Annotated in this window: 25 protein-coding genes; 14 read left to right on the forward strand and 11 right to left on the reverse strand. The window is 40.9% G+C overall.

Annotated elements, in window-relative coordinates; genetic code table 11:
• Positions 1-112: 112 nt before the first annotated feature.
• Positions 113-568, reverse strand: a complete 456-nt coding sequence (locus BM291_RS07715; RefSeq protein WP_092896011.1) for a YciI family protein — start codon at positions 566-568, stop codon at positions 113-115.
• A gap of 1242 nt (positions 569-1810) precedes the next feature.
• On the opposite strand from BM291_RS07715, the gene BM291_RS07720 reads away from it, so the two are divergent.
• From BM291_RS07720 to BM291_RS07735, 4 genes are read left to right on the forward strand one after another with little or no spacing between them, the layout of a single operon-like run.
• Positions 1811-2182: a response regulator gene (locus BM291_RS07720; protein WP_092896013.1), complete on the forward strand. Its 372-nt coding sequence runs from the start codon at positions 1811-1813 to the stop codon at positions 2180-2182.
• 60 nt (positions 2183-2242) lie between these two features.
• Positions 2243-3040 carry an MlaE family ABC transporter permease gene (locus BM291_RS07725; RefSeq protein WP_092896015.1) on the forward strand — a complete coding sequence of 266 codons (798 nt, stop codon included), beginning with the start codon at positions 2243-2245 and terminating at the stop codon, positions 3038-3040.
• 2 nt (positions 3041-3042) lie between these two features.
• Positions 3043-3795, forward strand: coding sequence for an ABC transporter ATP-binding protein (locus tag BM291_RS07730; RefSeq protein WP_092896017.1), 753 nt, complete (start codon positions 3043-3045; stop codon positions 3793-3795).
• Entirely contained in the window at positions 3792-4769 is a 978-nt protein-coding gene (locus tag BM291_RS07735) for an MlaD family protein (protein WP_092896019.1), read from the forward strand. The genes BM291_RS07730 and BM291_RS07735 overlap by 4 nt, the downstream gene beginning before the upstream one ends.
• Positions 4770-4775: 6 nt before the next feature.
• Here BM291_RS07735 and BM291_RS07740 read toward each other — a convergent pair whose 3' ends face one another.
• Entirely contained in the window at positions 4776-5834 is a 1059-nt protein-coding gene (locus tag BM291_RS07740) for an endonuclease/exonuclease/phosphatase family protein (protein WP_092896021.1), read from the reverse strand.
• Positions 5835-5990: 156 nt separating this feature from the next.
• Here BM291_RS07740 and acnA point away from each other — a divergent pair, with 156 nt between their 5' ends.
• The gene (acnA, locus tag BM291_RS07745) at positions 5991-8768 is read left to right on the forward strand and encodes an aconitate hydratase AcnA (RefSeq protein WP_092896023.1); all 2778 of its coding nucleotides are present in this window, start codon (positions 5991-5993) and stop codon (positions 8766-8768) included.
• Between the two features lie 200 nt (positions 8769-8968).
• Here the strand turns inward: acnA and BM291_RS07750 are convergent, their stop codons facing one another.
• Positions 8969-9712 (reverse strand): hypothetical protein, encoded by a 744-nt coding sequence (locus tag BM291_RS07750; RefSeq protein ID WP_092896025.1) that lies wholly within the window; start codon positions 9710-9712, stop codon positions 8969-8971.
• A 42-nt stretch (positions 9713-9754) separates the two neighbouring features.
• Positions 9755-10468 carry an energy transducer TonB gene (locus tag BM291_RS07755; protein WP_175499665.1) on the reverse strand — a complete coding sequence of 238 codons (714 nt, stop codon included), beginning with the start codon at positions 10466-10468 and terminating at the stop codon, positions 9755-9757.
• Between the two features lie 219 nt (positions 10469-10687).
• Here BM291_RS07755 and pgi point away from each other — a divergent pair, with 219 nt between their 5' ends.
• The gene (pgi, locus tag BM291_RS07760; protein ID WP_092896029.1) at positions 10688-12331 is read left to right on the forward strand and encodes a glucose-6-phosphate isomerase; all 1644 of its coding nucleotides are present in this window, start codon (positions 10688-10690) and stop codon (positions 12329-12331) included.
• Between the two features lie 270 nt (positions 12332-12601).
• Here the strand turns inward: pgi and BM291_RS07765 are convergent, their stop codons facing one another.
• Positions 12602-13114 (reverse strand): GNAT family N-acetyltransferase, encoded by a 513-nt coding sequence (locus tag BM291_RS07765; RefSeq protein WP_092896031.1) that lies wholly within the window; start codon positions 13112-13114, stop codon positions 12602-12604.
• Between the two features lie 201 nt (positions 13115-13315).
• The gene (sucD, locus tag BM291_RS07770) at positions 13316-14197 is read right to left on the reverse strand and encodes a succinate--CoA ligase subunit alpha (protein ID WP_092896033.1); all 882 of its coding nucleotides are present in this window, start codon (positions 14195-14197) and stop codon (positions 13316-13318) included.
• Positions 14198-14462: 265 nt separating this feature from the next.
• Between sucD and BM291_RS07780 the strand changes: the two genes are divergently transcribed.
• From BM291_RS07780 to BM291_RS07795, 4 genes are read left to right on the forward strand one after another with little or no spacing between them, the layout of a single operon-like run.
• On the forward strand, positions 14463-15638 hold the full coding sequence (locus BM291_RS07780; protein WP_092896037.1) for a hybrid sensor histidine kinase/response regulator: 1176 nt from the start codon (positions 14463-14465) through the stop codon (positions 15636-15638).
• 2 nt (positions 15639-15640) lie between these two features.
• Complete coding sequence (locus BM291_RS07785; RefSeq protein WP_092896039.1) at positions 15641-16273, forward strand: ABC transporter ATP-binding protein; 633 nt, start codon at positions 15641-15643, stop codon at positions 16271-16273.
• Complete coding sequence (locus BM291_RS07790) at positions 16270-17532, forward strand: ABC transporter permease (protein ID WP_092896041.1); 1263 nt, start codon at positions 16270-16272, stop codon at positions 17530-17532. Before BM291_RS07785 ends, BM291_RS07790 begins: the two co-directional genes overlap by 4 nt.
• Before the next feature lie 26 nt (positions 17533-17558).
• Complete coding sequence (locus BM291_RS07795; RefSeq protein ID WP_092896043.1) at positions 17559-17999, forward strand: hypothetical protein; 441 nt, start codon at positions 17559-17561, stop codon at positions 17997-17999.
• A 199-nt stretch (positions 18000-18198) separates the two neighbouring features.
• On the opposite strand, the gene BM291_RS07800 is transcribed toward BM291_RS07795, so the two are convergent.
• Entirely contained in the window at positions 18199-19020 is an 822-nt protein-coding gene (locus BM291_RS07800) for an aminotransferase class IV (protein ID WP_092896045.1), read from the reverse strand.
• Between the two features lie 128 nt (positions 19021-19148).
• On the opposite strand from BM291_RS07800, the gene BM291_RS07805 reads away from it, so the two are divergent.
• Entirely contained in the window at positions 19149-19568 is a 420-nt protein-coding gene (locus BM291_RS07805; RefSeq protein WP_092896047.1) for a hypothetical protein, read from the forward strand.
• On the opposite strand, the gene BM291_RS07810 is transcribed toward BM291_RS07805, so the two are convergent.
• From BM291_RS07810 to BM291_RS07820, 3 genes are read right to left on the reverse strand one after another with little or no spacing between them, the layout of a single operon-like run.
• A complete protein-coding gene (locus tag BM291_RS07810; RefSeq protein WP_092896049.1) occupies positions 19569-20009 on the reverse strand; it encodes a c-type cytochrome in 441 nt (146 codons plus the stop codon).
• Positions 20006-20656 carry an SCO family protein gene (locus tag BM291_RS07815; RefSeq protein ID WP_092896051.1) on the reverse strand — a complete coding sequence of 217 codons (651 nt, stop codon included), beginning with the start codon at positions 20654-20656 and terminating at the stop codon, positions 20006-20008. Before BM291_RS07815 ends, BM291_RS07810 begins: the two co-directional genes overlap by 4 nt.
• 12 nt (positions 20657-20668) lie before the next feature.
• Positions 20669-21199, reverse strand: coding sequence for a CopD family protein (locus tag BM291_RS07820; RefSeq protein WP_092896054.1), 531 nt, complete (start codon positions 21197-21199; stop codon positions 20669-20671).
• 52 nt (positions 21200-21251) lie between these two features.
• On the opposite strand from BM291_RS07820, the gene BM291_RS07825 reads away from it, so the two are divergent.
• Genes BM291_RS07825 through BM291_RS07835 form a run of 3 tightly spaced genes read left to right on the forward strand, consistent with a single transcriptional unit; the run spans position 21252 to position 23391 of the window.
• Positions 21252-21659 carry a hypothetical protein gene (locus BM291_RS07825; RefSeq protein ID WP_092896056.1) on the forward strand — a complete coding sequence of 136 codons (408 nt, stop codon included), beginning with the start codon at positions 21252-21254 and terminating at the stop codon, positions 21657-21659.
• Positions 21656-22651 (forward strand): methylmalonyl Co-A mutase-associated GTPase MeaB, encoded by a 996-nt coding sequence (meaB, locus tag BM291_RS07830; RefSeq protein WP_092896058.1) that lies wholly within the window; start codon positions 21656-21658, stop codon positions 22649-22651. The genes BM291_RS07825 and meaB overlap by 4 nt, the downstream gene beginning before the upstream one ends.
• 2 nt (positions 22652-22653) lie before the next feature.
• Positions 22654-23391 carry a DUF3298 and DUF4163 domain-containing protein gene (locus tag BM291_RS07835; RefSeq protein WP_092896060.1) on the forward strand — a complete coding sequence of 246 codons (738 nt, stop codon included), beginning with the start codon at positions 22654-22656 and terminating at the stop codon, positions 23389-23391.
• A gap of 248 nt (positions 23392-23639) precedes the next feature.
• Here the strand turns inward: BM291_RS07835 and BM291_RS07840 are convergent, their stop codons facing one another.
• Positions 23640-24689, reverse strand: a complete 1050-nt coding sequence (locus tag BM291_RS07840; protein ID WP_092896062.1) for a YncE family protein — start codon at positions 24687-24689, stop codon at positions 23640-23642.
• Position 24690 lies beyond the last annotated feature (1 nt).

Consider the following 24690-nt stretch of genomic DNA (forward strand, 5'->3'; position numbering starts at 1 on the left):
TTTAAACTAAACTAGGGGAGATTTTTACGTAATTGAATTTCACGTTTTGAGTTAAAAACCATGTGGGGTATTACTCAGAAATATCATTGTCATACCTAAACCTACCGAGGGTTTAAATCTCCACCTTCGCTACTTTGGTGTGCATATCTGACATCAGCATCAGTGCGGCTGATCCATACCATTCCTTTAGATCCATTTTGAGTATGCCAGCCTTGATTGCTGGATCGGATTCTGTAAGTTTCTGAGCTTCTTCTAGACTTTCTACAGCAAAGAAGAAAAGCCCTCGCAGTTCTTCATTTCCGAAGAAAGGCCCAGCCATTACCATTTTCCCTTCTCCAGCCAATCGATTGATATTAGCCATATGTCCAGCTTGTATATCGCTTCTTTCCTGCTCTGAATATTGATCCACTTTATCTCCTCGATAAAGAAAGGCGATCACATATTTCCTCATTCCATAATCATCTGCTCCAACTTCCTTGGCCAAAGCTTCATCGTAAGATATTTTTTGAGCCAAAGTATATGAGGTAGCGGAACAAGAAATGAGTAGTAAAATCAATAGCTTTTTCATATCAGTTAGGTTATGCTCGGATTATAGTTTTAGACAATTTAGCTTTTTTCAGACTATGGAAAAGTTGATTTCCTTCTTGATTTTAAAATCATTTATGAAGTAGATCAAGATCTTTACAAGAAGGAAAGTTGCCTAAGGAGGAAACTAAAGTTGATTGAAAACCGAAGAAAATGCCTGATCTAAAGTTCGAATTAGATCTGGAAAATTCGATAATAGCTTGGTGAATTCATGAGTTCAAACATGCGGCTATTGCCAAGAATGAGGTAGTATCCACTTGCTCTTTTCTACCGTATGAGAGTGTTCAAAAGTGGTTCAAAAAGTGGGTGATCAACGCACACCTAATCCAAATTATATTGGGGTATTTTGCTTGTGTAAATCATTATCTATAAAGTGGGAGTGAAGCGATTTTTCTCGGTAAAAAAGGTAGAGGAAATTGACGATTTCGGGTTGCTGTATTAGGGGCGTTGTAAGTCGTATTTGATATTTTTTCCAGCCTTTTTGATCCCCATAATGGGACTCATCGCGGGCAAAATGTGCAAGGCGTCCACCCACATAATTGTACAGATTATAGAATGGCGGGCGTATTTTGATGAAAGTAAAATGATCAGCAGTCGACAGTTTGATCCTTTATATCTCATGTTTTTGCGGATGTCTTCTGTCTTCTTTAGCTCACATTCTTGGTCTCTATCCAATCCAAAATGAGTTTAGGGATGTTGCATAAATCGAATTTTTTGGTCAGAGTTTTTATTTCTGAGCTCCAGCTTTTTCAAATTAAACAGGAAAATTAATAGGGGCGAAATTCCTGAAGGTCAGCCCTGATTTCGGTGATAATATCTCTTGTAAAACTGCAGAACAATCTATTGTTAATGAAAATGGGGCGTGACCAGCGCATTCGCCAAAATCATTTAAACCGTCTAGTACTTCAGTAAGCTATACTTTATTGTTTTGATACTAACTAATTGATTTTATAGCTTTTAATACTGGTTTAGGGTTCACGTAATTTGTCTAGGCTAAAAAGATTAGGCTAGACTAAAATAAGTAGTTGATGTAAAAAACTATAGGGCTGGCCAATGCCGCCGCAAGAATTGGCGCTTAATAGAATTTGACTGAAGTAAAGTCCATTCAAGACATATACAGAACGAACTCTTGATTGTGACCTTCTGGGCAAGACTGGGATTTTGATCTAGATTTTTTTAATCTTAGCGTTATCAAACCAACACCTTCTCTCCGACATTTCTCAGAATGAAATCTACCCAGATCAAAAAGATACTTTTACTTGATGACGACAGGATTCAAAAGATATTAGTGGAGAAGCGACTTTTGAAAATTAATTCAGGAATCGAATTTGTTTATTTTGACACGCCTAGTAAGGCTTTAGATTATCTCAAATCCGACTCTGTGGATATGCTTTTGGTTGATCTCAATTTACCAGAAATGACTGGATGGGAATTCGTAGATGAGGTAGAAAAAGTGAGTCCAGATTCGGTCGTTATTTTGCAGTCTGGATCTGTTGAAAATGAGCAAATACAACGGGCAAATTCCGACAAGAGAATCAGTGAAATTTTTGAAAAACCCTTAAGTGAATCAGACTTAAGATCAATCCTCGGACTTTGAAGTATATTAGAACTATCCTTTTGAATAATTTAATTAATTTCGAGCCATCAGAAAGAATGTATGACTGAAAAAGCAGAAGACAGAAAGCCCCTGCTTTCAAAGAAAATAGATAAGTTTTTTACCGGACTGGCGGACGCTTGGAATTTTGTAAGGCGATTCTTCAAAGAGGTATTTGTACCGCCTTATGAATTTAGGGAGGTCATTCATCAGTGCTACCGGATAGGTGTAGAATCTCTGCCTTTGATATCCCTTACTGGGTTTATCGTGGGTATAGTTTTTACTAACCAGTCGAGACCATCTCTTTCGGAGTTTGGAGCGACTTCTTGGTTACCATCATTGATTTCGATCGCTGTAGTAAGGGCTATGGGACCACTGGTAACGGCACTAATTGCAGCGGGAAAGGTGGGTTCTAGTATAGGAGCGGAAATAGGCTCCATGAAGGTGACAGAGCAAATCGATGCGATGGAGGTTTCGGCGACCAATCCATTTAATTTCTTGGTTGTTACGCGGGTCATTGCTACCACCCTAATGATTCCACTGCTAGTGATGTACACTGATTTTGTAGCGCTCATTGGATCATTTCTCAGTGTGAGTGCAAATGAAAAAGTGAGTATGACTACCTTTTTTGTACAGGTGTTCGAGTCGATTTCCTTTCTGGATATCACTTCCTCAGTGCTCAAGTCGATTTTATTTGGCTTTACTATAGGAATCGTGGGCTGTTACAAGGGGTATAATTCATCCAAGGGAACAGAAGGCGTAGGCCGTGCAGCGAATGCTGCGGTAGTTATGGCCATGTTCTTAATATTTATTGAAGAGCTCTTGGTACTTCAAATCGTAAACGCAATCCGAGCATTTTAATTATGGAAGATAAGGTTGTAGAAATTCGCGGTTTGATGAAGTCTTTCGGAGACTTAGATGTATTGAAAGGAGTCGATCTAGATCTGCACAAAGGTGAAAACCTGGTAGTGTTAGGTAAATCTGGCTCTGGAAAGTCCGTTTTGATCAAAATCATGGTGGGTCTGCTGAAACAGGATGCGGGAACCATGACTGTGCTTGGCAAAGAGGTTTCAACTCTTAGAACCAAAGAGTTGAATGCGTTACGATTGAGGATTGGGTTCTCTTTCCAAAACTCAGCGCTTTACGATAGTATGACTGTCAGAGAGAACATGGAATTTCCTTTGGTGAGAAATATTAAAAACCTCACTAAGAAGGAGATTACTATGAAAATAGAAGGCTTGTTAGATAGTGTAGGACTTCCTCAGTCTATCAATCAGATGCCTTCAGAGCTTTCCGGTGGTCAAAAGAAAAGAATCGGTGTGGCACGGACCTTAATCTTGGAGCCTGAGATCATGCTTTACGATGAGCCTACCGCTGGTTTGGACCCGATTACATGTGGTGAGATCAACACCCTGATTAACCAAGTTCGAGAAGAATACAATACATCATCCATCGTGATTACGCACGATTTGACCTGTGCCAAAGATACAGGAGATCGTATGGCAGTGTTATTGGATGGACAGTTTGACGCTGTCGGAACTTTTGAAGAGGTATTTCCTCATGCAGAAGACAAACGCATAAAATCATTTTACGATTATAATTTTATCAACTCATGAGAGGCGAAAATAAAAGATCAGTCATAGTAGGCATATTTGTCTTCCTAGGCATTGCAATCCTCGTGGCCGGGGTGTTGACTTTAGGTGGTCAGCAAAAGAAGTTTGTAAAAGCTATACAGTTAAAAGCTGTTTTCGATGATATCGGAGGACTTCAGACAGGAAATAACATCTGGTTTTCCGGTGTGAAAATCGGTACGGTTAGAAAAATCAACTTCTATGGAGATTCTCAGGTGGAAATCGAAATGAATGTGGAGGAAGAAGTGGTCGAATTCATTAGAAAGGATTCTAAGGCCACTATTAGCTCTGATGGGTTGATTGGTAACAAGATTATCATAATCTACGGAGGAACTACCTTGGCGCCCCCTGTAGTGGACGGAGACAGGCTAGAATCTGTCATGCCGCTAGATACGGACAAGATGATGGAAACACTTCAGGTAAATAATGAAAATCTGGTCGAAATCACTGGAAATCTTAAAAACTTGACGAGCAAACTAGCTGAGGGAGAAGGTATGGTAGGAGCAGCACTGACTGATTCTCTTCTAGCAGAAAGTTTCCGTGCTATTGTGAAAAACCTCAATCAAGCTTCAGTCAATAGTAATAGAATGATTAATGAATTGAACAGCTTCACCTCTAAATTGAATCAAAAAGGCAATCTATTCAATGACTTGGTGACAGATACTACGATGGCTGCTGACCTAAGACAATCAATGGAGAGTCTGAAAGAAGCTGCTGCCAACTCTGAGGAAATGACTCAGAAACTAAGTACTATCACCGATAAATTTAACGATCCTAATAATTCCGTAGGAATGCTTTTAAATGATCCTGAATTTGCAAAAAGCCTTAAAAGTACCCTTGAGAATGCTGATTCAGCTACCTATAACTTAAACCGTGGAATGGATGCCCTTGAGTACACTTGGCCATTCAATAAAGGATTTAAGCGTAAGAAAAAGGAAGAAGCTAAGGAGAATAACTAATAGCTATTAATCTTCATCATTGAGCCCGCGGGAAATTTTTTCGCGGGCTTCTTCTTTTTCATCCCCGTTTGCTTTCATCGTGTCTGTGTCGTTTCTCTTTGTCAAAACGGCTTTGATGGAGATAGGGAAGTGATCTGAGCCTATTCCTTTATGAACTTTTATTCCTCCTAGTCCAAAATGTTCGCTCAAAAAGATATGATCAAGTGGCCATCTGAAGAATGGGACTTTCGCATGAAAAGTGTTGAACAATCCTCTTCCTCTGCGAGGGTCAGCCATTTCTGAGTTTTTCAAAAACAGCTCAGTAGTATAACTCCAAGCCACATCATTCAGGTCTCCTATTACCAAAGAGGGCAAGTGATTTTCTTTAGATTTTTTACCGACTAAAAGAATTTCCGCATCACGGTCTGTACTTTTTTCATTCTCTCCAGGGACTGGTGGGGTCGGATGAATCGCGTAAATGGTAATTAATTCCCCGTTTCGAAGTTTTATGTCAAGCTCCAATGAAGGGATTTCCTCATCAATTAAGTAATTGATAGCTTTTCTCTGTATTTCCAACTTGGAATATAACAGCAGTCCGTAGGTATTATCCATTGGAAGCTTTATCTGCGTAGGGTAGTCTTTTTCGATTTCGGAAAGCCCTTTTTCCCAGGCTTTATCTGTTTCTACAAAAAAGATAAGATCTGGGGAAGTTCTCTGAACAAGGCTTACAGCTTTATGATAATTCTGGTTGTATTGGTACACATTACCAACCAGAATATGAATCCCGTTATTTTCAACATAAGGCACAGAATCAATCATTTTTTTTGCCCATGGAGTAAATGGCCAGACCTTATTGGCCAGATAGATAGCACAGGTGAGTAGCAGTACTGACCATATAATAGACTCAGTGTCCAAAGGAAAAGTGTACGGATAAATCCATACAGCCAATAAGCAAAGCGTGATAAGTAACTTTTGCAGTCTTGGATAATCAAAAATTCGGACCCACCAGAAGTCTAGTTTGATTAAGGGGAAAAATGTCGCTAGAATAAAAAATGCGCTAAAGAATCGAAGTATGTATAGCCCCATGTAGAAGTTTGATTTTCTTAAGTTAAATTAAAGATGATAATTCTCTTTGGTCTTTTGGCAAGACTTTGGGACTCAAATTAGCAGCCAATGGAATTCAAACTCCCAATTTAGAGTTATTACTTTGATTCCTTTTTTTTACTAAATCCCCTTTTTATCATGGACCAAGACCCATACCAGATTAAATCTACTCTTAAAACTTCTGAAGGAGATCATACCTTTTGGAGCTTGGAAAAGCTTGAAGCTTCAGGGCATCCTGTAAAGCATTTGCCTTTTTCTATCCGAATTTTATTGGAGAATGCGTTAAGGAGTTTTGATGATTTTGCGATTACAAAGGAGCATCTGCAGACCTTAATGAATTGGTCACCTAATCCTTCGGATAAAGATATTCCTTTTAAGCCCGCACGAGTGCTGATGCAGGATTTTACCGGTGTTCCGGCTGTAGTAGATATAGCTTCTTTACGTTCTGAAGCGCATCGAAAAGGTAAGGATGCAAGTACGATCAATCCACTTATTCCAGTAGATCTTGTGATCGATCACTCGGTGCAGGTAGATTACTTTGGAACAAATTATAGCTATCAAAAGAATGTAGAAAAGGAATATGAGCGAAATTCTGAGCGATACAAATTCCTCAAATGGGCTCAGAAGACCTTTAATAACTTCGCAGTGGTTCCTCCAGGAATGGGTATATGCCACCAGGTAAATTTGGAATACCTAGCTCAGGGCGTGATCAAACGCGATGGTATGGTCTTTCCAGATACGCTAGTTGGTACAGATTCGCACACACCGATGGTGAATGGGATCGGAGTAGTAGGCTGGGGAGTAGGAGGAATCGAAGCGGAAGCTGCAATTCTCGGTCAGCCAATTTACTTTATCATGCCAGAGGTAGTTGGATTGAAACTGACTGGTAAACTGCCAGCGGGAACCACAGCTACGGATATGGTTTTGACTATTACCGAGTTGCTTAGAAGGAATAGCGTAGTAGGGAAATTTGTGGAGGTATTTGGCCCAGGTCTGGACCACCTTTCAGTGCCTGATAGAGCTACGATTGCGAATATGTCCCCAGAGTTTGGTTGTACAGTGACGTATTTTCCAATTGATGACCGTACGCTGGACTACATGGGCAAGACCAATCGCTCCAAAGAGCAGATCAAATTGGTGGAGGATTATTGCAAGGCTAATATGCTTTGGAGAAAAGATGAGGATCTGATCAAGTATAGTTCTGTGGTGGAATTGGACTTGGGGACCGTAGAAGCTACTGTCTCTGGCCCAAAACGTCCTCAGGATAAAATTTTGGTGAGAGATTTTAAGCCAAAATTCGGTGAATTACTGGAGTCGGTTCACGGTCGTCAGTACATTCCCATTGATAAAAGAGAAGAGTTAGGTCGATTCCTGGAAGAAGGTGGTGGACAAACTGAAGATCAATCAGGAGTACAAGCTCCTGCTGAAACAGAGATAAAAACCAAGATTAAAAATGGTTTGAAGTCCGTTTCTGTCGATCTGCACAATGAGAAATTTGAGTTGTACGATGGTTCTATCGTCATAGCAGCGATCACTTCCTGTACGAACACTTCCAATCCTTCCGTAATGCTTGGAGCTGGCTTAGTGGCTAGGAAAGCGCGTGAATTGGGATTGGATGTGAAGCCCTGGGTGAAAACTTCTCTGGCACCAGGTTCCAAAGTGGTAACGGATTACCTAGAAAAGGCTGACTTGCTTGAGGACTTGGAGGCCTTGAAATTCCATACCGTCGGTTATGGCTGTACTTCCTGTATTGGTAACTCAGGCCCGCTTCCTAGGCACATTGCGCAAGCCGTTGAAGACAATGACTTGGTCGTGGCATCAGTGCTTTCTGGAAATAGAAACTTTGAAGCTCGGGTGCATCCACAAGTAAAAATGAATTACCTCATGTCACCTATGCTGGTGGTCGTATATGCCATCGCAGGTCGAGTAGATGTGGATTTGTATAACGAGCCAATCGGTTATGATCCAAATCTCGAACCGGTATTTATGAAAGATATCTGGCCTACCGACGCGGAGATCGCCGAGGTAGCGAAAAAAGTCCTTACTCCAGATGATTATGAGAAAAGCTATGGAGAGATCTTCGAGGGCAATGATATCTGGAAAGAGTTGGAATCTGGAGAAGGAGAAATCTATCCTTGGGATGAAAGCAGTACCTACATCAAGGAAGCGCCATTCTTTAAGGATATTTCTACCGAAGTGCCAATCGCAAAAGACATTTTGAATGCGCGAGTTCTGTTGAAACTCGGTGATTCGATCACTACGGATCATATTTCACCAGCGGGATCATTCAGGCCGGATTCTGCAGCAGGCAAATACCTGAATGGACGAGGAGTGGAGCGTCCGGACTTTAATTCCTACGGTTCGAGAAGAGGAAATGACGAGGTCATGGTTAGAGGTACTTTCGCCAATGTTCGTATCAAAAACCAATTGAGTACACAAGAGGGAGGTTTTACAACTTATATTCCTAGCAATGAGGAAATGTCTGTATTCGAAGCTTCGGAGAAATATCAGGCAGCACATGTGCCTCTGGTAGTCTTGGCGGGCAAAGAATACGGTTCGGGATCTTCCCGTGACTGGGCAGCAAAAGGCACAACCTTATTAGGAATCAAAGCTGTGATTGCAGAAAGCTATGAGCGTATTCACCGAAGCAATTTGGTGGGTATGGGCGTCTTGCCACTTCAGTTCTTGCCAGGAGAAACTGCCGAGAGCTTGGGCTTAACAGGCAAAGAGGAATTCAGCATTGTTGGAATTGAATCAGGATTGACTCCAGGTCAGAAATTCGAGGTGATTGTCACTTCTGACTCTCAGGAGAAGAAAATTCAAGTACAATCAAGATTGGATTCAGAAGTCGAGATTGCTTACTACAAGCATGGCGGCATTTTGAATTACGTGCTGAGGGACTTCTTGAAGGAGTAGGGGAGTTGGGTGTTTGATGTCATGTGATGGAAGTAGCTTTCCGCTAGAGTTGAGCGGTGAATACGTCATTGCGAGGCACAGCCTGCCCCGATAAATCGGGGAAGCAATCTCATTGCCTATTGTTTCGGTTTTTAATCTAGCCTTTAACTAACAAAACCCGTCAGTAATGGCGGGTTTTGTTCTTTACCAAAGTCTAATTCTCAGCGATAGTTAATCCTTATTGGATATCTCAATACAGATGCTTTTGGATTGCCTTTGATGTCTAATGCTGGTTCGAATTTGAAATCATAAGCATTAAAAACATCTAAAACTTCTTTTGCCATATAATTAGGCGCTTCTCCATAATTAAGGCATTCTATTTTTGTTACATCTCCTTTCTCATCAGTATGAATACCGACAAGCACAAAGCCAGATTCACGTTGTTTAGAATGTACATATCTTGAATCAAAGAAATTTAAAAAATGTTTTCGGTCGGGAATAAAGCTGGGATTAAGCGGGTTGGTGGTGGAAATTATAGGTGTTTCTCTACCCACAATATCGAACCTGTACATCTTATTTCCGCTGTATTGTAACCTAGAAACCTCTTCCCCATTCTCAAAGAAAACTTCCATCCACATATCATTTTCCACATTTTTAAATCGTGTAGAAGTATGGTTAGAAAGCGAATCAAAATTTTGTGTTACGGCTTCAATGTATCCCAAATCAGGATTGTAGCTCTCTCTTGTTGTGCTTCTCAGCTGGTTGTCAAGTGTGTAAACCTTTTCAATCTTAACTTTATCAGGGGCATAAGTGACTATTTTATTATAGGTATGTACTTCCAACTTCTCTTTATCCAAGGGCCCTCTATATTGATTCAATGCGATAATTTCTCTGTCTTGAGCAAAAAGGCTTAGGCTTAGAAAGGAGCTGAGAATAGTAAAGAGGATGGTTGTTCCTAATCTCATGGGAGTAATCATACTTGAAATTCTTTACGATTTTTAAATGATTTAGCTCAGTTTGAATCGTATGGGCACTCTTGCCATGGTGGATGTTTTATTTCCATAGATGTCAATAGGCGCAATGAAACTTGGATTAAAAGCTTTTACAACACGTATAGCTTCATTAATCAATGGTTTGTAAAGTTCGTTCTTATTAAGGCAGGATATTTCTGAAACTTCCCCTGCTTCATTGATGTCAAGCTTGAGAAGTACTGTTCCCATTTCTTTCCTTTCTCTTGCTTGTTGCGGGTACTTTAAGTTTTGAGCTAAAAACCTATTGTATTCACTCATCTCATAATTAGCCTGAAGCACCATTGGGTTCTTCTCGCTCTCAATAGTTGGCGTTTCAGACTCACCAAGATAAAATTTGTAAACTTGACCTGAGAAATATTCCAAGCGGGAAACCACCTTCTCCTCATCCAAGAAAACCCTTACAAAGCTGCCATTGTCCACGTTTTTAATTTCACTGGAAATTAAATTCTGTAGGGTGTCATACTTGGATATAATAGCCTCATTATACCCCAATTCCTCATTGTATTTCTCTTTGGTTTGACTAAAAAGTCGGTTTTTGAGATCGTATATTTTGGATATAGAGGAGCTGTCTGTTCCGGTTGTTATAATTTGATTGTATTTATGTGTTCCAAAGTTTTCATTAAGAACTGGAGTCATTCCTCCATCTAACTTGATGATTACTCTTTCTTGGGCGATAAGGCTTTGCGTCACTAAAGACGTATAAAAGAACAGGCTTATTAGCACTTTACACTTGAAAACCATGATTGGGCTTGAATAGTATGTTTCTCGAAACTAATTAATCTTTTTAAAACTTGAAATAGTTTTTCAGTATTCAAGCATTCAAGAGCGCTAATAGGCAAGAAGTATAAAAGCCTTTTATCCCTGAAGATAAACCTTATTTTTGTGACTCATTCCTATCAAAACAAACCAATGAACGCAATTAATCCTACGACCACGCCAGCCTGGGCAAGATTACAGCAACTTGCTGAAGATACTAAAGACATGACCATTCTTTCTCAATTCGAGGAGCGGGAGCGCTTTGATAGATTGAGCATTACGATGGAAGATATTCTGGTGGATTTTTCTAAAAATAGGCTGAATCCTGATATTCTGGATGCACTTTTTGATCTAGGGCGTGAGTGCAAACTGCATGTCGCAATCGAGGATATGTTTACAGGAAAGCCTATCAATGTCACCGAGGGAAGAGCTGTATTGCACACCGCGCTAAGAAATCCAGCTGATGAATCAGTCTATCTCGATGGACATAATATAGTGGAGGATATATCGGCAGTCTTGAAAAAGATGAAGGCTTTTGCAGACAAAATTCAAAATAAAGAGTGGGTAGGTTATACTGGAAAACCAATTAAATCACTCGTAAACATCGGTATCGGTGGATCTGATCTTGGTCCGGTGATGGTAACTGAGGCATTGAAGCCATTTAAGAATCCAGATATTGAAATCTACTTTGTGTCTAATGTGGATGGGACGCACATCGCAGAGACTTTGAAGAAGGTAGATCCTGAGACGACTTTGTTCTTTATCGCTTCCAAGACTTTCACTACACAGGAAACTATGACTAATGCGCATACGGCGCGTGATTGGTTCTTGGAGCATGCGAAAATTGATTCCGCTGTAGCCAAGCATTTCGTAGCGCTATCTACCAATGCCAAGTCGGTAGCCGAATTTGGAATTGATACTGCCAATATGTTTGAGTTCTGGGACTGGGTAGGAGGTAGGTATTCTCTTTGGTCAGCTATTGGTTTGCCGATTGCCTGCACCATAGGATTCGACAATTTTGAGAAACTACTTGCCGGTGCTCATGCGATGGATAAGCATTTCCGTAATTCTCAATTTGATAGAAATATCCCGGTTGTCTTGGCGATGATTGGCATCTGGAATACCAATTTCCTTGGAGCAAGTTCTGAGGCAATCCTTCCGTACGATCAGTACATGCATAGATTTGCAGCCTATTTCCAGCAGGGAAATATGGAAAGCAATGGCAAATACGTCAGCCGCTCCGGTGAAAAGGTGAATTATACTACTGGACCTATTATCTGGGGAGAACCTGGAACTAATGGACAACATGCTTTTTATCAATTGATCCACCAGGGCACACATTTGATTCCTTGTGACTTTATCGCTCCAGCGATTTCTCATAATCCTATTGGAGATCATCATCAGAAGTTGCTCTCCAACTTCTTTGCGCAGACAGAAGCCCTAATGAAAGGAAAGTCTCTGGAAGATGTGAAAGTCGAAATGAAAGCTGCGGGTAAGTCTGATGAGCAGATAGAGGAGATTGCTCCACATAGAGTTTTCGAAGGCAATCGACCTACCAATTCAATTTTGGTGAAGGAGATTACACCATACACACTTGGTCAACTACTTGCGATGTACGAGCATAAAATCTTCGTGCAAGGAGTGGTTTGGGATATATTTAGCTTTGACCAATGGGGAGTGGAGCTAGGTAAGGTTTTGGCTTCTGGCATTCTTCCTGAGCTTCATGGCAACGAAGAAATCACTGCTCACGATGGATCTACGAATGGCTTGATCAATGCGTATAAGAAAATGAGATAACTCTCTCTGTTGTCTGTGGAGACACAGAACGAAGCAGGCGTAAAAATCAAAATCCCGACTTTGCAAAGAGTCGGGATTTTTTTTAGTCGTATGCCTTAGTACTAAATTGTCAGCGGGTTGCCTTATCAATCATTCTCGCAACCGTGGTCTGTGTCCTCACAGGCCACTAATTTCGCTGTATTATGTGTCTCTACTGCCTACTGTTGTTTGTAATAATTCCGGTCTGTGAAGGCACAGACAGGGGGAGAGGATAGCCGGTTGATTACTTTATCAATCAGTCTCCATTTCCAACTTCCAATTGTATAAGATTTCAGTTTCTCCGATTTTAGTAAACTTGTTTTTTTCGAGCACTTTAAAAGATGCCGTGTTTGATTTCTCAGTAGAAGCAAGGATTGATTTTACTTGTGATTGGGTTTTAGCCCAAGTAATAATTCCAGCAACAATCTCTGTCATGTATCCTTTGCTCTGAAATTCCTCATACGTTCCATAACCAATTTCTATTTCACCCTCAGAGTTTGGCTCGCCAACTATACACAAGTCACCAATCATCTTATTCTCGGCTTTTGAAATAGCTGTCCAGAGAGTTGAATAGAGATAGTTTTTGCTTTCGTCGGCTACATTCGGAAGTATTGTTTGTTCAAATGCCTCCTTTAGTTCTGGCGAAATTGTTCTTGACGTTTCATTCAAGTTAAGCTCCTGCTCGAGTGAGTTGTCACATTTTGTGTATTTCACCAGTTGATCATAGCTCAATGGCTTTATAATAAGCCTTTCTGTTTCTATCATTTTGATTGTTTTTTTCTCAATTGTAAGCTGTTACAGATTTGAGAGGAGGAATGTCGATGAGTTTCAACAAGTTTAATCAAATCTTTGAAGCCATGTTCAGAGTCATTTTAAATCCCTGTTTTTTTCAAAAAAAAACCGCGCCGAAATTAATCGAAGCGGTTTTTAAACACCCGACATCTAGCATCGGGCATCTAACAATTATTACGCATTCACGCCCAAGACTTTTGCCATGGTAGCTCCGATCTCCGCTGGAGAATCTACTACGTGAATTCCATTTTCTCTCATGATTCTCATTTTGGCAGCAGCAGTATCATCAGCTCCACCGATGATAGCACCAGCGTGACCCATTCTACGTCCAGCAGGAGCAGTTTGACCAGCGATGAATCCTACTACAGGCTTTCTGTTACCAGTTTCTTTGATCCACTTAGCTGCTTCAGCTTCGTAGTTACCACCGATCTCACCGATCATCACGATCGCGTCAGTATCTGGATCTTCCATTAGCAATTGTACAGCTTGCTTAGTAGATGTTCCGATGATAGGATCTCCACCGATTCCGATTGCAGTAGAAACTCCCAAGCCAGCTTTTGCTACTTGATCAGCTGCCTCGTAAGTCAACGTTCCGGACTTAGATACGATACCGATTCTACCTGATTTGAATACGAAACCTGGCATGATACCAACCTTAGCTTCACCTGGAGTGATTACTCCTGGGCAGTTAGGGCCAATAAGCGTTGCGCCTCTTTCGATAATATATGGCTTAGCTTTCATCATATCAGCTACAGGAATACCTTCAGTGATAGCGATGATTACTTTGATGCCAGCATCAGCAGCTTCCATGATCGCGTCAGCAGCAAAAGCTGGTGGTACGAAAATGATAGATGTGTCTGCACCAGTTTTTTGAACTGCTTCTTCTACAGAATTGAATACAGGCTTCTCCAAATGAGTCGAGCCTCCTTTACCAGGAGTTACACCGCCGACTACGTTTGTACCGTATTCGATCATTTGCTGTGCGTGGAAAGAACCTTCAGACCCGGTGAAACCTTGTACGATCACCTTGGAATTTTTATTTACTAGTACACTCATGATGCGATTTCTATAGTTTGGCACAAAAATATAATAAACCCACCACCCACAAAAGAAAAGAAGAACAATATGCAGGGAATTCGACTATTCTTTGATAATGACTGCATTCTCATGAAGGGCGGTAAATGAGAATAATAGAGTGGGGTAGATGAAAAGCTGCCCCACTTTCATTCCTTTTGTAAAGCAATTGACCTGTTTCGGCTTGCCAGACGCATATTTTTTATATTTTCGACTATAATTAGATTTATCACATTCATTTTGATCTATGTTTAGCCTTAAAATTCTCATCGTTGAAGATGACGCAGTGTCAGCACTTTTGCTTCAGCGAGCCCTCGAGAAAAACAGACACGAAATTCTTGGAATAGCAGATTCTGGAGAAAAAGCACTTGAGATTTTGTCTGAAAATTACGCCGATATGGTGATGATGGATATCAATTTGTCCGGTGAATTGGATGGGATAAAAACCACCGAAATCATCAATGAGAAATATGATATCCCTGTGGTCTATCTAAGTGCAAGTTCTGATGCTGAGACGCTTAACAAGGTTGTTGGGACCAATCCTAGTGCTTATGTCATCAAGCCATTCAATATTCGAGAGCTGAACATGGTGATCGAATTGGCGATCTATAAGGACCGGAAGGAAAAGGAACTTCAGAAGCTCAATAATGAACTCGAAGAAAAAGTAGAACAGCGTACAATTGAGCTATATAACGCCAATAGGGAGCTTACCAAAGCACTGGAAAAGGAAAGGGAAATCAATGAATTGAAGTCTAGAATTGTGTTGAATGTCTCTCATGGATTCAAAACACCCCTGACTTCTATCTTGAGCTCAGCCCAATTGCTTCAGATCTATGCGGAAAAAGATCATCCTTTTAAGCCGAAGATTACAAAGCATGCTTTTAAGATCGAGAATTCTGTGAGAGCATTGAATAATCTGCTGACCAGCGTACTGTTTTTTGGGAAAGCGGATGCAGATAAGATTGAGTTCAAGCCTAAAAAGATGTTCCTAGGAGCTTTCGTCAAAGAGGTGCTGGATACAGTAAAAGCAGGAATGGAAAATGAGGTGACAATCAAATCTGAATTGATCAATCTTCCCAAAGTGATTACCTCAGATCCTGAACTTTTATATCAGATTTTCGAAAACCTTCTGTCCAATAGTGTGAAATATTCTAAGGATGGGCAAGAAGTGAATTTCAAGCTGGAATTTAAGGATAGCAAGCTTATAGGTGTAGTTGAGGATTCCGGTATCGGTATTCCAGTTTCCGAGCAAAGCCAGCTATTTGATCGCTTTTTCCGTGCCAAGAATGTGGGAATTGTAGAAGGCTCTGGATTAGGTCTTTCTATAGTGAAAAAATGCATGGACGTATTGAAGGGCGAAATTACCTTTGAAAGTAGCTCTAAGAATGGTACTACATTTAAAGTAGAAATCCCGGTACGTTAATTATGCTTTTTGAATCAAGAAATTTAGAATACAATCACCCTGGCCAAAAAACGTTGGTTTTTCCAGATATTTCCTTGGCGTCAGGAGAAAGTTTGCTCGTGCTTGGTAAATCTGGATCAGGGAAAACTACACTATTGAATTTATTGGCAGGACTGCTCAAGCCTAAGGCTGGAGAGGTTGTTTTAGCTAATAAGGACTTTTCGCAAATGAAAGGGCAGGAAATGGATTTGTTTCGGGGAAAAGAGATCGGAATAGTTTTTCAAAAGCCACATCTTCTCGCTGCTCTGAATGTGAAAGAGAACCTTCAAATGGCTCATTTTTTCAGTAAGAAAAAAGGACAAGATATTGGGCAGTTGTTGGCGGAGTTGGGTTTAAGTGAAAAGGCTAAATCTTCCGTTTTGACCCTAAGTGAAGGAGAAGCGCAGCGTGTTTCCATAGCTAGAGCGTTGGCAAACAGTCCAAAGTTAATTCTCGCAGATGAACCTACTTCTAGCTTAGATGATGAGAATACAGAGAAAGTCATTCAGCTGTTGAAAACTCAAGCGGCCAAGATCGGTGCAGCATTGATCATTGTCACACATGATCAGCGAGTCAAAGCGCATATCCCCAACTTTGTAGAAGTCAACCCATCATGAATTTATTTAAACTAAGTTGGAAATATTTGACTTTTAGACCTCTTTCCACAGGTTTAAACGTGTTTTTGCTAGCACTAGGATTAGCTATTATTACGGTGTTGCTATTGATTCAGGATCAGTTCGAGAAGAAAATGAGTCAGGATGCAGCTGGAATAGATTTGGTCGTGGGCGCAAAAGGAAGTCCGCTTCAATTGATACTTGCGGGAGTTTATCACATAGATTTCCCGACAGGAAATATCCCGATGGATGAGGCGCAGAAGCTCTCCAGAAATCGTTTGGTGAAGAACATTATCCCTATGGCTTTGGGAGATAATTACCAAGGCTTCAGAATCGTAGGTACAAATCACGATTATCCTGCACTTTACGAGGCCGAGTTGCAAAGTGGAGCGCTATGGATAAAGCCATTTGAAGTTGTTTTGGGAGCTGAAGTCGCTGTTAAGTCTGGCTATAAAGTTGGCGATGAATTCTTAGGTAGCCATGGTATCAGCGTAGGGAGCCATGAGCATGATGCTAATAAATTCAAAGTCGTGGGCGTATTGGATAGAAAAGGAAATGTGCTGGATCGATTGATTTTGACGAGTGTGGAATCTATCTGGTATACACATGATGAAGGAGAAACAGAGCCTGCTGATTCTACAGCTAACCACGAAGAGCACCATATGGTCAATCTTCAGGATTCAGTTGCTGTAATAGGTTTTCCAAAAACGATCGAATCCAGGGATTTAACTACACTACTGGTCCAATACAGGAATCCGATGGCAGCCATACAGCTTCCTCGATTAATTAATTCTGGCACTTCTATGCAGGCAGCTTCTCCGTCTTTCGAGATGTCTAGACTTTTTGAATTACTTGGTGTGGGAATTACTTTGCTGCAAGGACTTGCTGTGGTGATTATTGGGATCTCGGGACTTGGGATTTTCATTGCATTGTATAATTCACTTAAGGAGAGAAAGTACGATCTAGCGATTCTGCGAGCTATCGGTGCTTCTCGAGGACAACTTTTGTTGTTGATATTTCTGGAAGGAATCATGTTGACATTTATGGGAGCAGTTCTTGGTATTTTACTGGGACACACCTTCCTTTCGGTTATTATTTCGCAGAATGAGCAAGGTGTAGTAGGCTCACTTCAGCCTTGGATTTTCCTTAAGCAAGAACTTTGGATAGTAGTTTATGCGTTAACGGTGGGAGTTCTGGCTTCTATTATCCCGGCTGTTGCAGCTTATCAAACAAGTATTGCAAAGCAATTAACAAAGGCTTAACTAGCGGCAGATTTAAAAACCCGAATATGAAAAAGTTAAAAATAGTCGTCTTAGCGGTTCTAGTGATGATTTTGGGACAGGTTTCCCTTTTGGCCCAAAGCACGAATGTATGGAAAAACCTTACTGAGGTGACCTATAAAATCTCCGAAGATCAGTACGGTGAGCTTTATGTTCCAGTTTTTTCAGAGAACATCACCAAGATGGAAGGCAAAGTAGTGGAGGCTGACGGTTACATTATCCCCTTCGAGGGAATGTTCAAACCTGAGCACATTATCCTATCGAGTTTGCCTTTGGCAGAATGTTTCTTCTGTGGCTCTGGTGGACCAGAAACCGTCATGGAAGTGGATATGGCTTCGCCGATTAAGTATACTTCTAATAGAGTTCGCGTTCGCGGTACACTTACTTTGAATAGCAAGGATCCAGAGAAGCTGATGTACATCATGAAGAATGCTACGCTGGTGAATTAGTAAATAGAGTTGTTTTGTCCACGGTGACCACCGAGGGCGCTATGCGTTTTGCTCAACTTGGTTCAAGTCTCATGACTTGGACCAAACGAATGCATTCTTTAGACTGCCATCCAGCTCGCACAGATGAAAATCCTTTAAGTAGCTTAGCGTATAAATTGCGTATTGGTTAAACTTCCAACTTCCCGACTTCCATTCAATTCTAGTAACAAATTTCCCTCTCCAACTTCCTGAATTTTTCTAAAAGGTCCAATGAAACAGGCCCTGGTCTTCCAGTTCCGATTTCATGTTCATCGATTTGCGTCACAGGAAGTAATACCTTTGTAGTACTGGTGATAAAGGTCTCATCCGCATTTAGCGCTTCCTGCATGCTTACAGGTCTGATTTGTACGTTTCCAGCTAACTCTATCACGTTTTTACGAGTAATCCCCATAAGCACATGAGCATCAGGAGTGCTGATGACTCCATCTTTTACGATGAAAAAGTTGCTTCTGGAACTCTCGCTGATAATACCATTCATATGATAAAGTACATCTTCAGCACCTGCGTCTTTCCATCGCATACTATCCCAAACAGGTAGTGCGTAATTGGTCGTTTTGATCTCAGCAATTGGTCGTACGTACTCGAGCGAGAGCAATTTGATTCCCTTGTCATATTTCTCCTGAGCAGGGAAAATCAGAGACTCTGCAAAGATGAATAACTTTCCTTTGGCAGGGGAAAAGTGATTTGATGAAACTCCGCCACTTAATACCATTCGGATTCCACCTTCTTTGAGATGGTTTTTTTCGATCAAATCCTGAATAACGGCTTTCAGTTCTGCCCTAGAATAATCTAGAGGAAGGAAGGTTTTTTCCGCAGATGCAAAAAATCTATCTAAGTAACTATCTAGGAAAAGAGCTTGGAAATTGACTGTTCTGAAAAAATCAAAAATCCCATATCCACGGATTAATCCTAAATCCATCGGGTGAATGCTGGCTTTTTCTGTAGAGATAATTTGCCCATCGGCAAAGCAAAATGGTTTCATAGTGTGGGTATTAAAGAGCTTCTAAAATTAACAGCTCTGGTCGAATAAATCACCTTCTCATGTCATCTTAGTTTATAATACTATCTTTAGATAAAATATTAACTTTGCCATGTATTAAACGAGTAATCATGAAAAGAACCATTCTATTTTTAATTTTAACCTCATTTTTGCTAATAAACGCTTGTGGTCCTAGCGGTCCAAGCGACAATGAAAAACTCAGAGCTGAGGTAATTGCCGTGCATGATGAAGTAATGCCAAAAATGGGACAGCTTAAATCACTTGAACGAAAAGCTCTCGAAAAAGCGAAAGAGTTGGAAAGTCAAGAAGAAGCAAATTCAGCTGCAGTAGAAGAGTATAAAGCACTTGCATATGACCTCAATCACGCACATGAATCAATGTTTGCCTGGATGCGTCAATATGAGCAAAAGGATGGTGAAATGAAGGAAGCTGAAGTCAAAGCATATCTGGATAAGCAGATGGAGTTAGTGACCGAAGTCAATGTGGAGATGAAAGCTGCTTTGGAAAAAGCCGACAAGCTTCTGAAATAATCAGAATTCAGGTTTTTCCTGCAGGTATTTTTCCACTTGTTTTGAAGTGATTTTTCCCTCGCTCATTCCCCAGATATTGTATAAGTACGTGCTGATCTGGGAGATTTCTAATGCAGTGAGTTGCGGACTCGGAGGCATGGGCTGATTATAAACCTGCCCATTTACTACGATTTCACCTTCCTGCCCGTGCTTCATGATCCAAACGGTACGATGGACACTTTTTTGGAAATAATCTGCGTCTCGTAAGGGTGGGATTAATTTCCCAAGTCCCAAGCCATCATTTTGGTGGCAATTCCCACAGTGGTTTTCGTAGATAGTTTTGCCATCTACGGCATATTTCATCACCTCAGGGTTTTCAATTTGAGATAGTGTATTCTCATCATTAGAGTTTTTTGGGCTGCATGCTGCAGCTAACAGCAAGATGATCAGATACTTTTTCATTGTCCAAGAAGCGTTGGAATGTCCTTGATCAATTGATCTACTTGATCTGTTTTTGTACCATCGTAAACACCACGTATATGACCGTTTTGATCTACTAATATGAAAGCTCCACTATGTAGAAATCCTCCAGCGGCAGTTTGATCGGCTTGGGCAGTGGTGATATAGCTGGTTTGTCCTAATTCATAAATCTTCTCGGCATCCCCAGTTAAGAAGCTCCAGGCGTTAGAATTGTCTATTCCTAACTTCTGTGCATAATCCTTCAATACCTCTTCTGTGTCATAGTTTGGGTCTATGGTATGACTCAGAATTTTGAAATTCGGATTTTCTCCAAATTTCTCATATACTCTAAGCATTTCCTTTTTCATGATCGGACAGATAGTCGGACAAGTTGTGAAAAAGAAATCCGCTACGTAAACTTTGCCCTCTACAGATGCATTAGTGATAGTTTCTCCTTCTTGATTTGTAAGGGAAAAATCTGCGATTTTGTGATAAACTGTATCCAGTACCACTTTCCCATCCACTGTTTTTTCGTCTACATGCCAATTCCCAAGTTTTGGAAGTGGGGTGCTATTTTCTCCCGCAGGTTTACACTGAGAAAATAATAATGAAATCAGAAGAAGAGAGAGAATCGAAAACCTCGTATGCATGCTAATTAAGAGTTAATTTCTAAATTTTTTGTAAAGTCTGATAGCGAGCATCAGGGTCACTCCAAGTGTGATCAGCCCTGCCAAACCCCAAACCATACTCAAGGTGCTTTTCAATACAATCAGAAAAACAATGGCGAATAGCAGGAGTGTGGATGCTTCATTCCATATCCTCAACTGTGTGGATGTCCATCGAGTTCGTCCAGCCTGCAGTTCTTTGAAAAGTTTGTGACACCAGCCGTGGTAGCAATAGAGAAGGAATACGAATGCAAGTTTGGCGTGCATAAAGCCCATTTCCAAATAGCCCATGCGCTGACTCAAAACCAAAGTGCCGAAGATCAACGTCAGTACAGCAGAAGGCCAAGTGATGATGTACCAGAGACGTGAAGCCATCATGTCTAATTGTGGCTTGAGTATTTTTTGCTCCGCCTCAGGGCGTTCCATTGCTTCAGTCTGATAGATGAATAATCGAACGATATAAAATAGCCCTGCAAACCAGGTGACTACAAAAATGATGTGAAGTGCTTTTAGGTACTCGAAAGTCATTCTCGGAATTTTGGGCTAAATTAAGGCCTTATCTTTATAACCACACTAGTTTTTGAAAACCTCTAAAATCATTTTCTGGATTATCGCCCTAATAGTGGCTGGACTTGTAGTTTATATTTCCATGGATTCTCTTTCACAGCCCGGAATCGAGCGATTTGAAGGGAAGTACAAGGAGTTGTCAACCTTTAGAAATGAGAATAATACCGGGCCAGTTGTTCGAGTTTATGCTGTAGCTGCATTGGATCCTTCTAAGGATTGGATGAGGGAGTACGGAGATGCTATGCCGCATACTAAATATGGTAGAACGGTGGTTTTCTTTTTCACCAAAGAAGTGAATCAGGAGATCAGTTTATCTCCGACTGACCCCTATTTCATACAAAGTTTACATACTTCTGTGATCGCTACCTATCAAAAGAGTCCTATGGGAGATGTGAGTTTTACTGATGGCTACGCAAAATGAGAAAACGTTTCACGCTGCAGGAATACAAAGAAGGAGTTCTTTCTGGCGATAGAACGAAGCTCAGTCAGGCAATCACGCTTGCTGAAAGTTCATTGGAAAGTGACTTGAATCTGGCCTCTGACTTAGTGCAAGAGGTTTTGCCCTATACAGGGAATTCAATCAGGATTGGAATCACCGGAGTTCCTGGAGTTGGGAAAAGCACATTTATAGAAGCTTTCGGTCAGCTACTTGTAGACCAAGGGAAGTCGGTTGCGGTTTTAGCTGTAGATCCTTCCAGTCAAAAAAGCAAAGGCAGTATCCTTGGTGATAAAACACGCATGGAAAAGTTGGCGGGAGATAAGCGGGCTTTTATCCGTCCTAGTCCAACAGGTACAACCTTGGGAGGGGTGACGTCTAAGACTAGAGAAGCGATGCTACTTTGCGAAGCAGCAGGTTTTGATGTGATTTTGATTGAGACAGTGGGAGTGGGACAATCTGAAACTGCTGTGAAAAGCATGGTGGATTTCTTTCTTTTGCTAATGCTGGCTGGAGCTGGAGACGAATTGCAGGGAATCAAAAAAGGTATTATGGAAATGGCCGATGGCCTAGTGATTCACAAGGCTGATGGCGAAAATCAAATCAATGCTAAGAAGGCAAAGTCAGCTTATCAAAATGCCCTGCATATTTTTCCACTAGGACAAAATAACTGGTCAACTCCAGTTATGACCGCTTCTTCAACGACCAAGGAAGGGTTGAGCGAAGTTTGGGGCATGATTCAGAAATACAATCTCCAGATGCAAGCGTCGGGGTTTTGGGCTTCAAATCGTGCTTCGCAAAGACTCAATTGGCTGGATGAGAACCTACAGTTTCTGTTGGGGAAATTCTTTCTGGAGCATCAGCGAGTGCAGGAAATACTTCAACAAAATCGTCAGCGAGTTGAAAGTGGTGAGCTTAGTCCTTTATCTCTGGCGAGGGATTTGATTACTACATTTTTTAATCCAACCAAAAATTAAAAATGAAATACATAGTCATTTTAGCTTCTATTTTATGTTTCGCGTGCAGCAAGTCAGAGCAAATTGAGGCCCAACTTAGCTTCAGTACCAAAACCTTTACTTCTGAAAGGTGCGTTGATGACAATTGCGCCGAAGTTAAAGTTAGTTGGCCAGTAGCTGAAAATGTACCAGCAGCTTCCTTAATTAATGAGGAAATAGGGCTTCAATTGTTAGCATACTTTCAGCAGGATAAAACCTACGACAACCTAGATTCTGCCGCCAATGATTATTTGAATTCTTACGAGGAATTTAAATCTGATTTCCCAGATGCTCCTGGTGGTTGGTCCATTGAGGTGAACGTAGAGAAGACTTATGAGTCTGATAGTACGTTGAGTTTTAAGTTTACAGAATTCAATTTCTCTGGAGGAGCACATCCGAATTCCAGTGTTTACTACATGAACTTTGATGCCCAATCAGGGGAGTATCTCAGTATTGATCGAGTGGTTTTGGATGAAAAAAAGATGCTGGAAATTGCCGAAAAGGCATTCCGAAAACATCATGGGGCAGAAGAAGGAAAGTCATTGGAGGAAGCTGGATTCTTTTTGCCAGAAACAGGTTTTTTTCTCCCAAATGCGATGGGATATGAAGACGAGAAATTTCATTTGACCTATATACCCTACGAGATTGGGCCTTATGTGATGGGATACACTGAGCTGGAATTTGAGCTGCAGGATTTGAGGGGGATCGTGAGGTGGAAATAAGTGATACTTGGGTGAGCTTTAGGTGACTTTTATGGATCGTAATCCACAAAAAGCCGTCTTTTTATGGAATACAATCTATAAAACACCGTCTTTTTATGGAATGTAATTTTGGAGAGTTTTTGATATTAAGCCCAAAAGCCGTTGAGAAATCAATCCCAACGGCTTTTGAATAAATAGAATTTGAAGTAAATTGATTAACACTAGGTGTCATTAATCTTCAAATTTTTCAATTTTAAAATTTTCCAATCTTAGTAAACCAAGAAGCCAGAAGGGCCTCTTCCTACTTCGAAACTTCTGATTACTGAACCTGTTTCAGAAAGAACAGTTACCGTTCCGTTACCCTGAAAACCATTTGAATTAGCGACATACACTTGATTTAAGTTGTCGTCAAATCCAATTCCGTAGAAGCCTGATCCAGTCATCAATTCAGTGGCAGTAGCGGTGTTACCTTCAATATCAATACTAACTACCGCATCATTATAATTTGGCCATCCCGAGCTAGTCAAAATATACATTTCGTCGTCCCCGTCGAATGCAATTCTGCTCGTAGCATTTGCTACAGGAACTGAATAAGTATTTCCTAAAGTAAGACTACTAAGGTTTACAGTGTAGAAAATGACCTCATCTGCTCCCACGGCATATACCCAAAGAATCCCGTCTTCAGCATAGAACTGACGAGGAGAAGCCTCTAATTGGAGCGTTTTTGTCACAGTCTCCTGAGTTGCGTCGATGATTTCGATTTTGTTTTCCTCAGAACCCGCTACGAGGATGTAATTCCCATAGGAGAAAAGATCTTCCGGCTTGTTAGAAACCTCGATTTTCTTAGAAACCACACCTCCATCAAGACCATTTACCACAGCTACATAAGAATCTGGCGTAGCATAACTGGCGTCATAAGGGCCGTAATCAGAGATGAAAAGCTTGCTTCCGTTCACAGCCAAAGATCTTGGTTGATCCAATTCAGCAGAAACAGCTCCTGAACTTTTGAAATCAGCAGGATTCACTATTTCTACTTTTCCAGTGTTTGCTACCAGATACAATCTGTCTGCCTCAAACACCATGTCTTCCAATAAACCTGCGAAAGGTCTAAGATTCTCAGTTTCGAAAATATTAGGAAGGAGCTCCTCCGTATTTGGATTTAAGTGATAGACTTCGCCATCATTAGTGCCAAAGTTACCTTCGTTCATGATCAAAATACCGTTGTTGTATTTGCCTAAAGGTTTTTCCTCACCATTGTCAGAACAGGCAAAGGATGCAGAGATAAGGGCTAAAGCCCCGAGTAGTTGGTTTAATTTCATA

The sequence above is a fragment of the Algoriphagus aquimarinus genome (genome assembly GCF_900112005.1).
Classification (GTDB): domain Bacteria; phylum Bacteroidota; class Bacteroidia; order Cytophagales; family Cyclobacteriaceae; genus Algoriphagus; species Algoriphagus aquimarinus.

What these genes read in the sequence shown, in the direction of transcription:
- BM291_RS07715 (WP_092896011.1), bottom strand. Translation starts at nt 568, where the DNA reads ATGAAAAAGCTATTGATTTTACTACTCATTTCTTGTTCCGCTACCTCA.
- BM291_RS07720 (WP_092896013.1), top strand. Translation starts at nt 1,811, where the DNA reads ATGAAATCTACCCAGATCAAAAAGATACTTTTACTTGATGACGACAGG.
- BM291_RS07725 (WP_092896015.1), top strand. Translation starts at nt 2,243, where the DNA reads ATGACTGAAAAAGCAGAAGACAGAAAGCCCCTGCTTTCAAAGAAAATA.
- BM291_RS07730 (WP_092896017.1), top strand. Translation starts at nt 3,043, where the DNA reads ATGGAAGATAAGGTTGTAGAAATTCGCGGTTTGATGAAGTCTTTCGGA.
- BM291_RS07735 (WP_092896019.1), top strand. Translation starts at nt 3,792, where the DNA reads ATGAGAGGCGAAAATAAAAGATCAGTCATAGTAGGCATATTTGTCTTC.
- BM291_RS07740 (WP_092896021.1), bottom strand. Translation starts at nt 5,834, where the DNA reads ATGGGGCTATACATACTTCGATTCTTTAGCGCATTTTTTATTCTAGCG.
- acnA (WP_092896023.1), top strand. Translation starts at nt 5,991, where the DNA reads ATGGACCAAGACCCATACCAGATTAAATCTACTCTTAAAACTTCTGAA.
- BM291_RS07750 (WP_092896025.1), bottom strand. Translation starts at nt 9,712, where the DNA reads ATGAGATTAGGAACAACCATCCTCTTTACTATTCTCAGCTCCTTTCTA.
- pgi (WP_092896029.1), top strand. Translation starts at nt 10,688, where the DNA reads ATGAACGCAATTAATCCTACGACCACGCCAGCCTGGGCAAGATTACAG.
- BM291_RS07765 (WP_092896031.1), bottom strand. Translation starts at nt 13,114, where the DNA reads ATGATAGAAACAGAAAGGCTTATTATAAAGCCATTGAGCTATGATCAA.
- sucD (WP_092896033.1), bottom strand. Translation starts at nt 14,197, where the DNA reads ATGAGTGTACTAGTAAATAAAAATTCCAAGGTGATCGTACAAGGTTTC.
- BM291_RS07780 (WP_092896037.1), top strand. Translation starts at nt 14,463, where the DNA reads ATGTTTAGCCTTAAAATTCTCATCGTTGAAGATGACGCAGTGTCAGCA.
- BM291_RS07785 (WP_092896039.1), top strand. Translation starts at nt 15,641, where the DNA reads ATGCTTTTTGAATCAAGAAATTTAGAATACAATCACCCTGGCCAAAAA.
- BM291_RS07790 (WP_092896041.1), top strand. Translation starts at nt 16,270, where the DNA reads ATGAATTTATTTAAACTAAGTTGGAAATATTTGACTTTTAGACCTCTT.
- BM291_RS07795 (WP_092896043.1), top strand. Translation starts at nt 17,559, where the DNA reads ATGAAAAAGTTAAAAATAGTCGTCTTAGCGGTTCTAGTGATGATTTTG.
- BM291_RS07800 (WP_092896045.1), bottom strand. Translation starts at nt 19,020, where the DNA reads ATGAAACCATTTTGCTTTGCCGATGGGCAAATTATCTCTACAGAAAAA.
- BM291_RS07805 (WP_092896047.1), top strand. Translation starts at nt 19,149, where the DNA reads ATGAAAAGAACCATTCTATTTTTAATTTTAACCTCATTTTTGCTAATA.
- BM291_RS07810 (WP_092896049.1), bottom strand. Translation starts at nt 20,009, where the DNA reads ATGAAAAAGTATCTGATCATCTTGCTGTTAGCTGCAGCATGCAGCCCA.
- BM291_RS07815 (WP_092896051.1), bottom strand. Translation starts at nt 20,656, where the DNA reads ATGCATACGAGGTTTTCGATTCTCTCTCTTCTTCTGATTTCATTATTA.
- BM291_RS07820 (WP_092896054.1), bottom strand. Translation starts at nt 21,199, where the DNA reads ATGACTTTCGAGTACCTAAAAGCACTTCACATCATTTTTGTAGTCACC.
- meaB (WP_092896058.1), top strand. Translation starts at nt 21,656, where the DNA reads ATGAGAAAACGTTTCACGCTGCAGGAATACAAAGAAGGAGTTCTTTCT.
- BM291_RS07835 (WP_092896060.1), top strand. Translation starts at nt 22,654, where the DNA reads ATGAAATACATAGTCATTTTAGCTTCTATTTTATGTTTCGCGTGCAGC.
- BM291_RS07840 (WP_092896062.1), bottom strand. Translation starts at nt 24,689, where the DNA reads ATGAAATTAAACCAACTACTCGGGGCTTTAGCCCTTATCTCTGCATCC.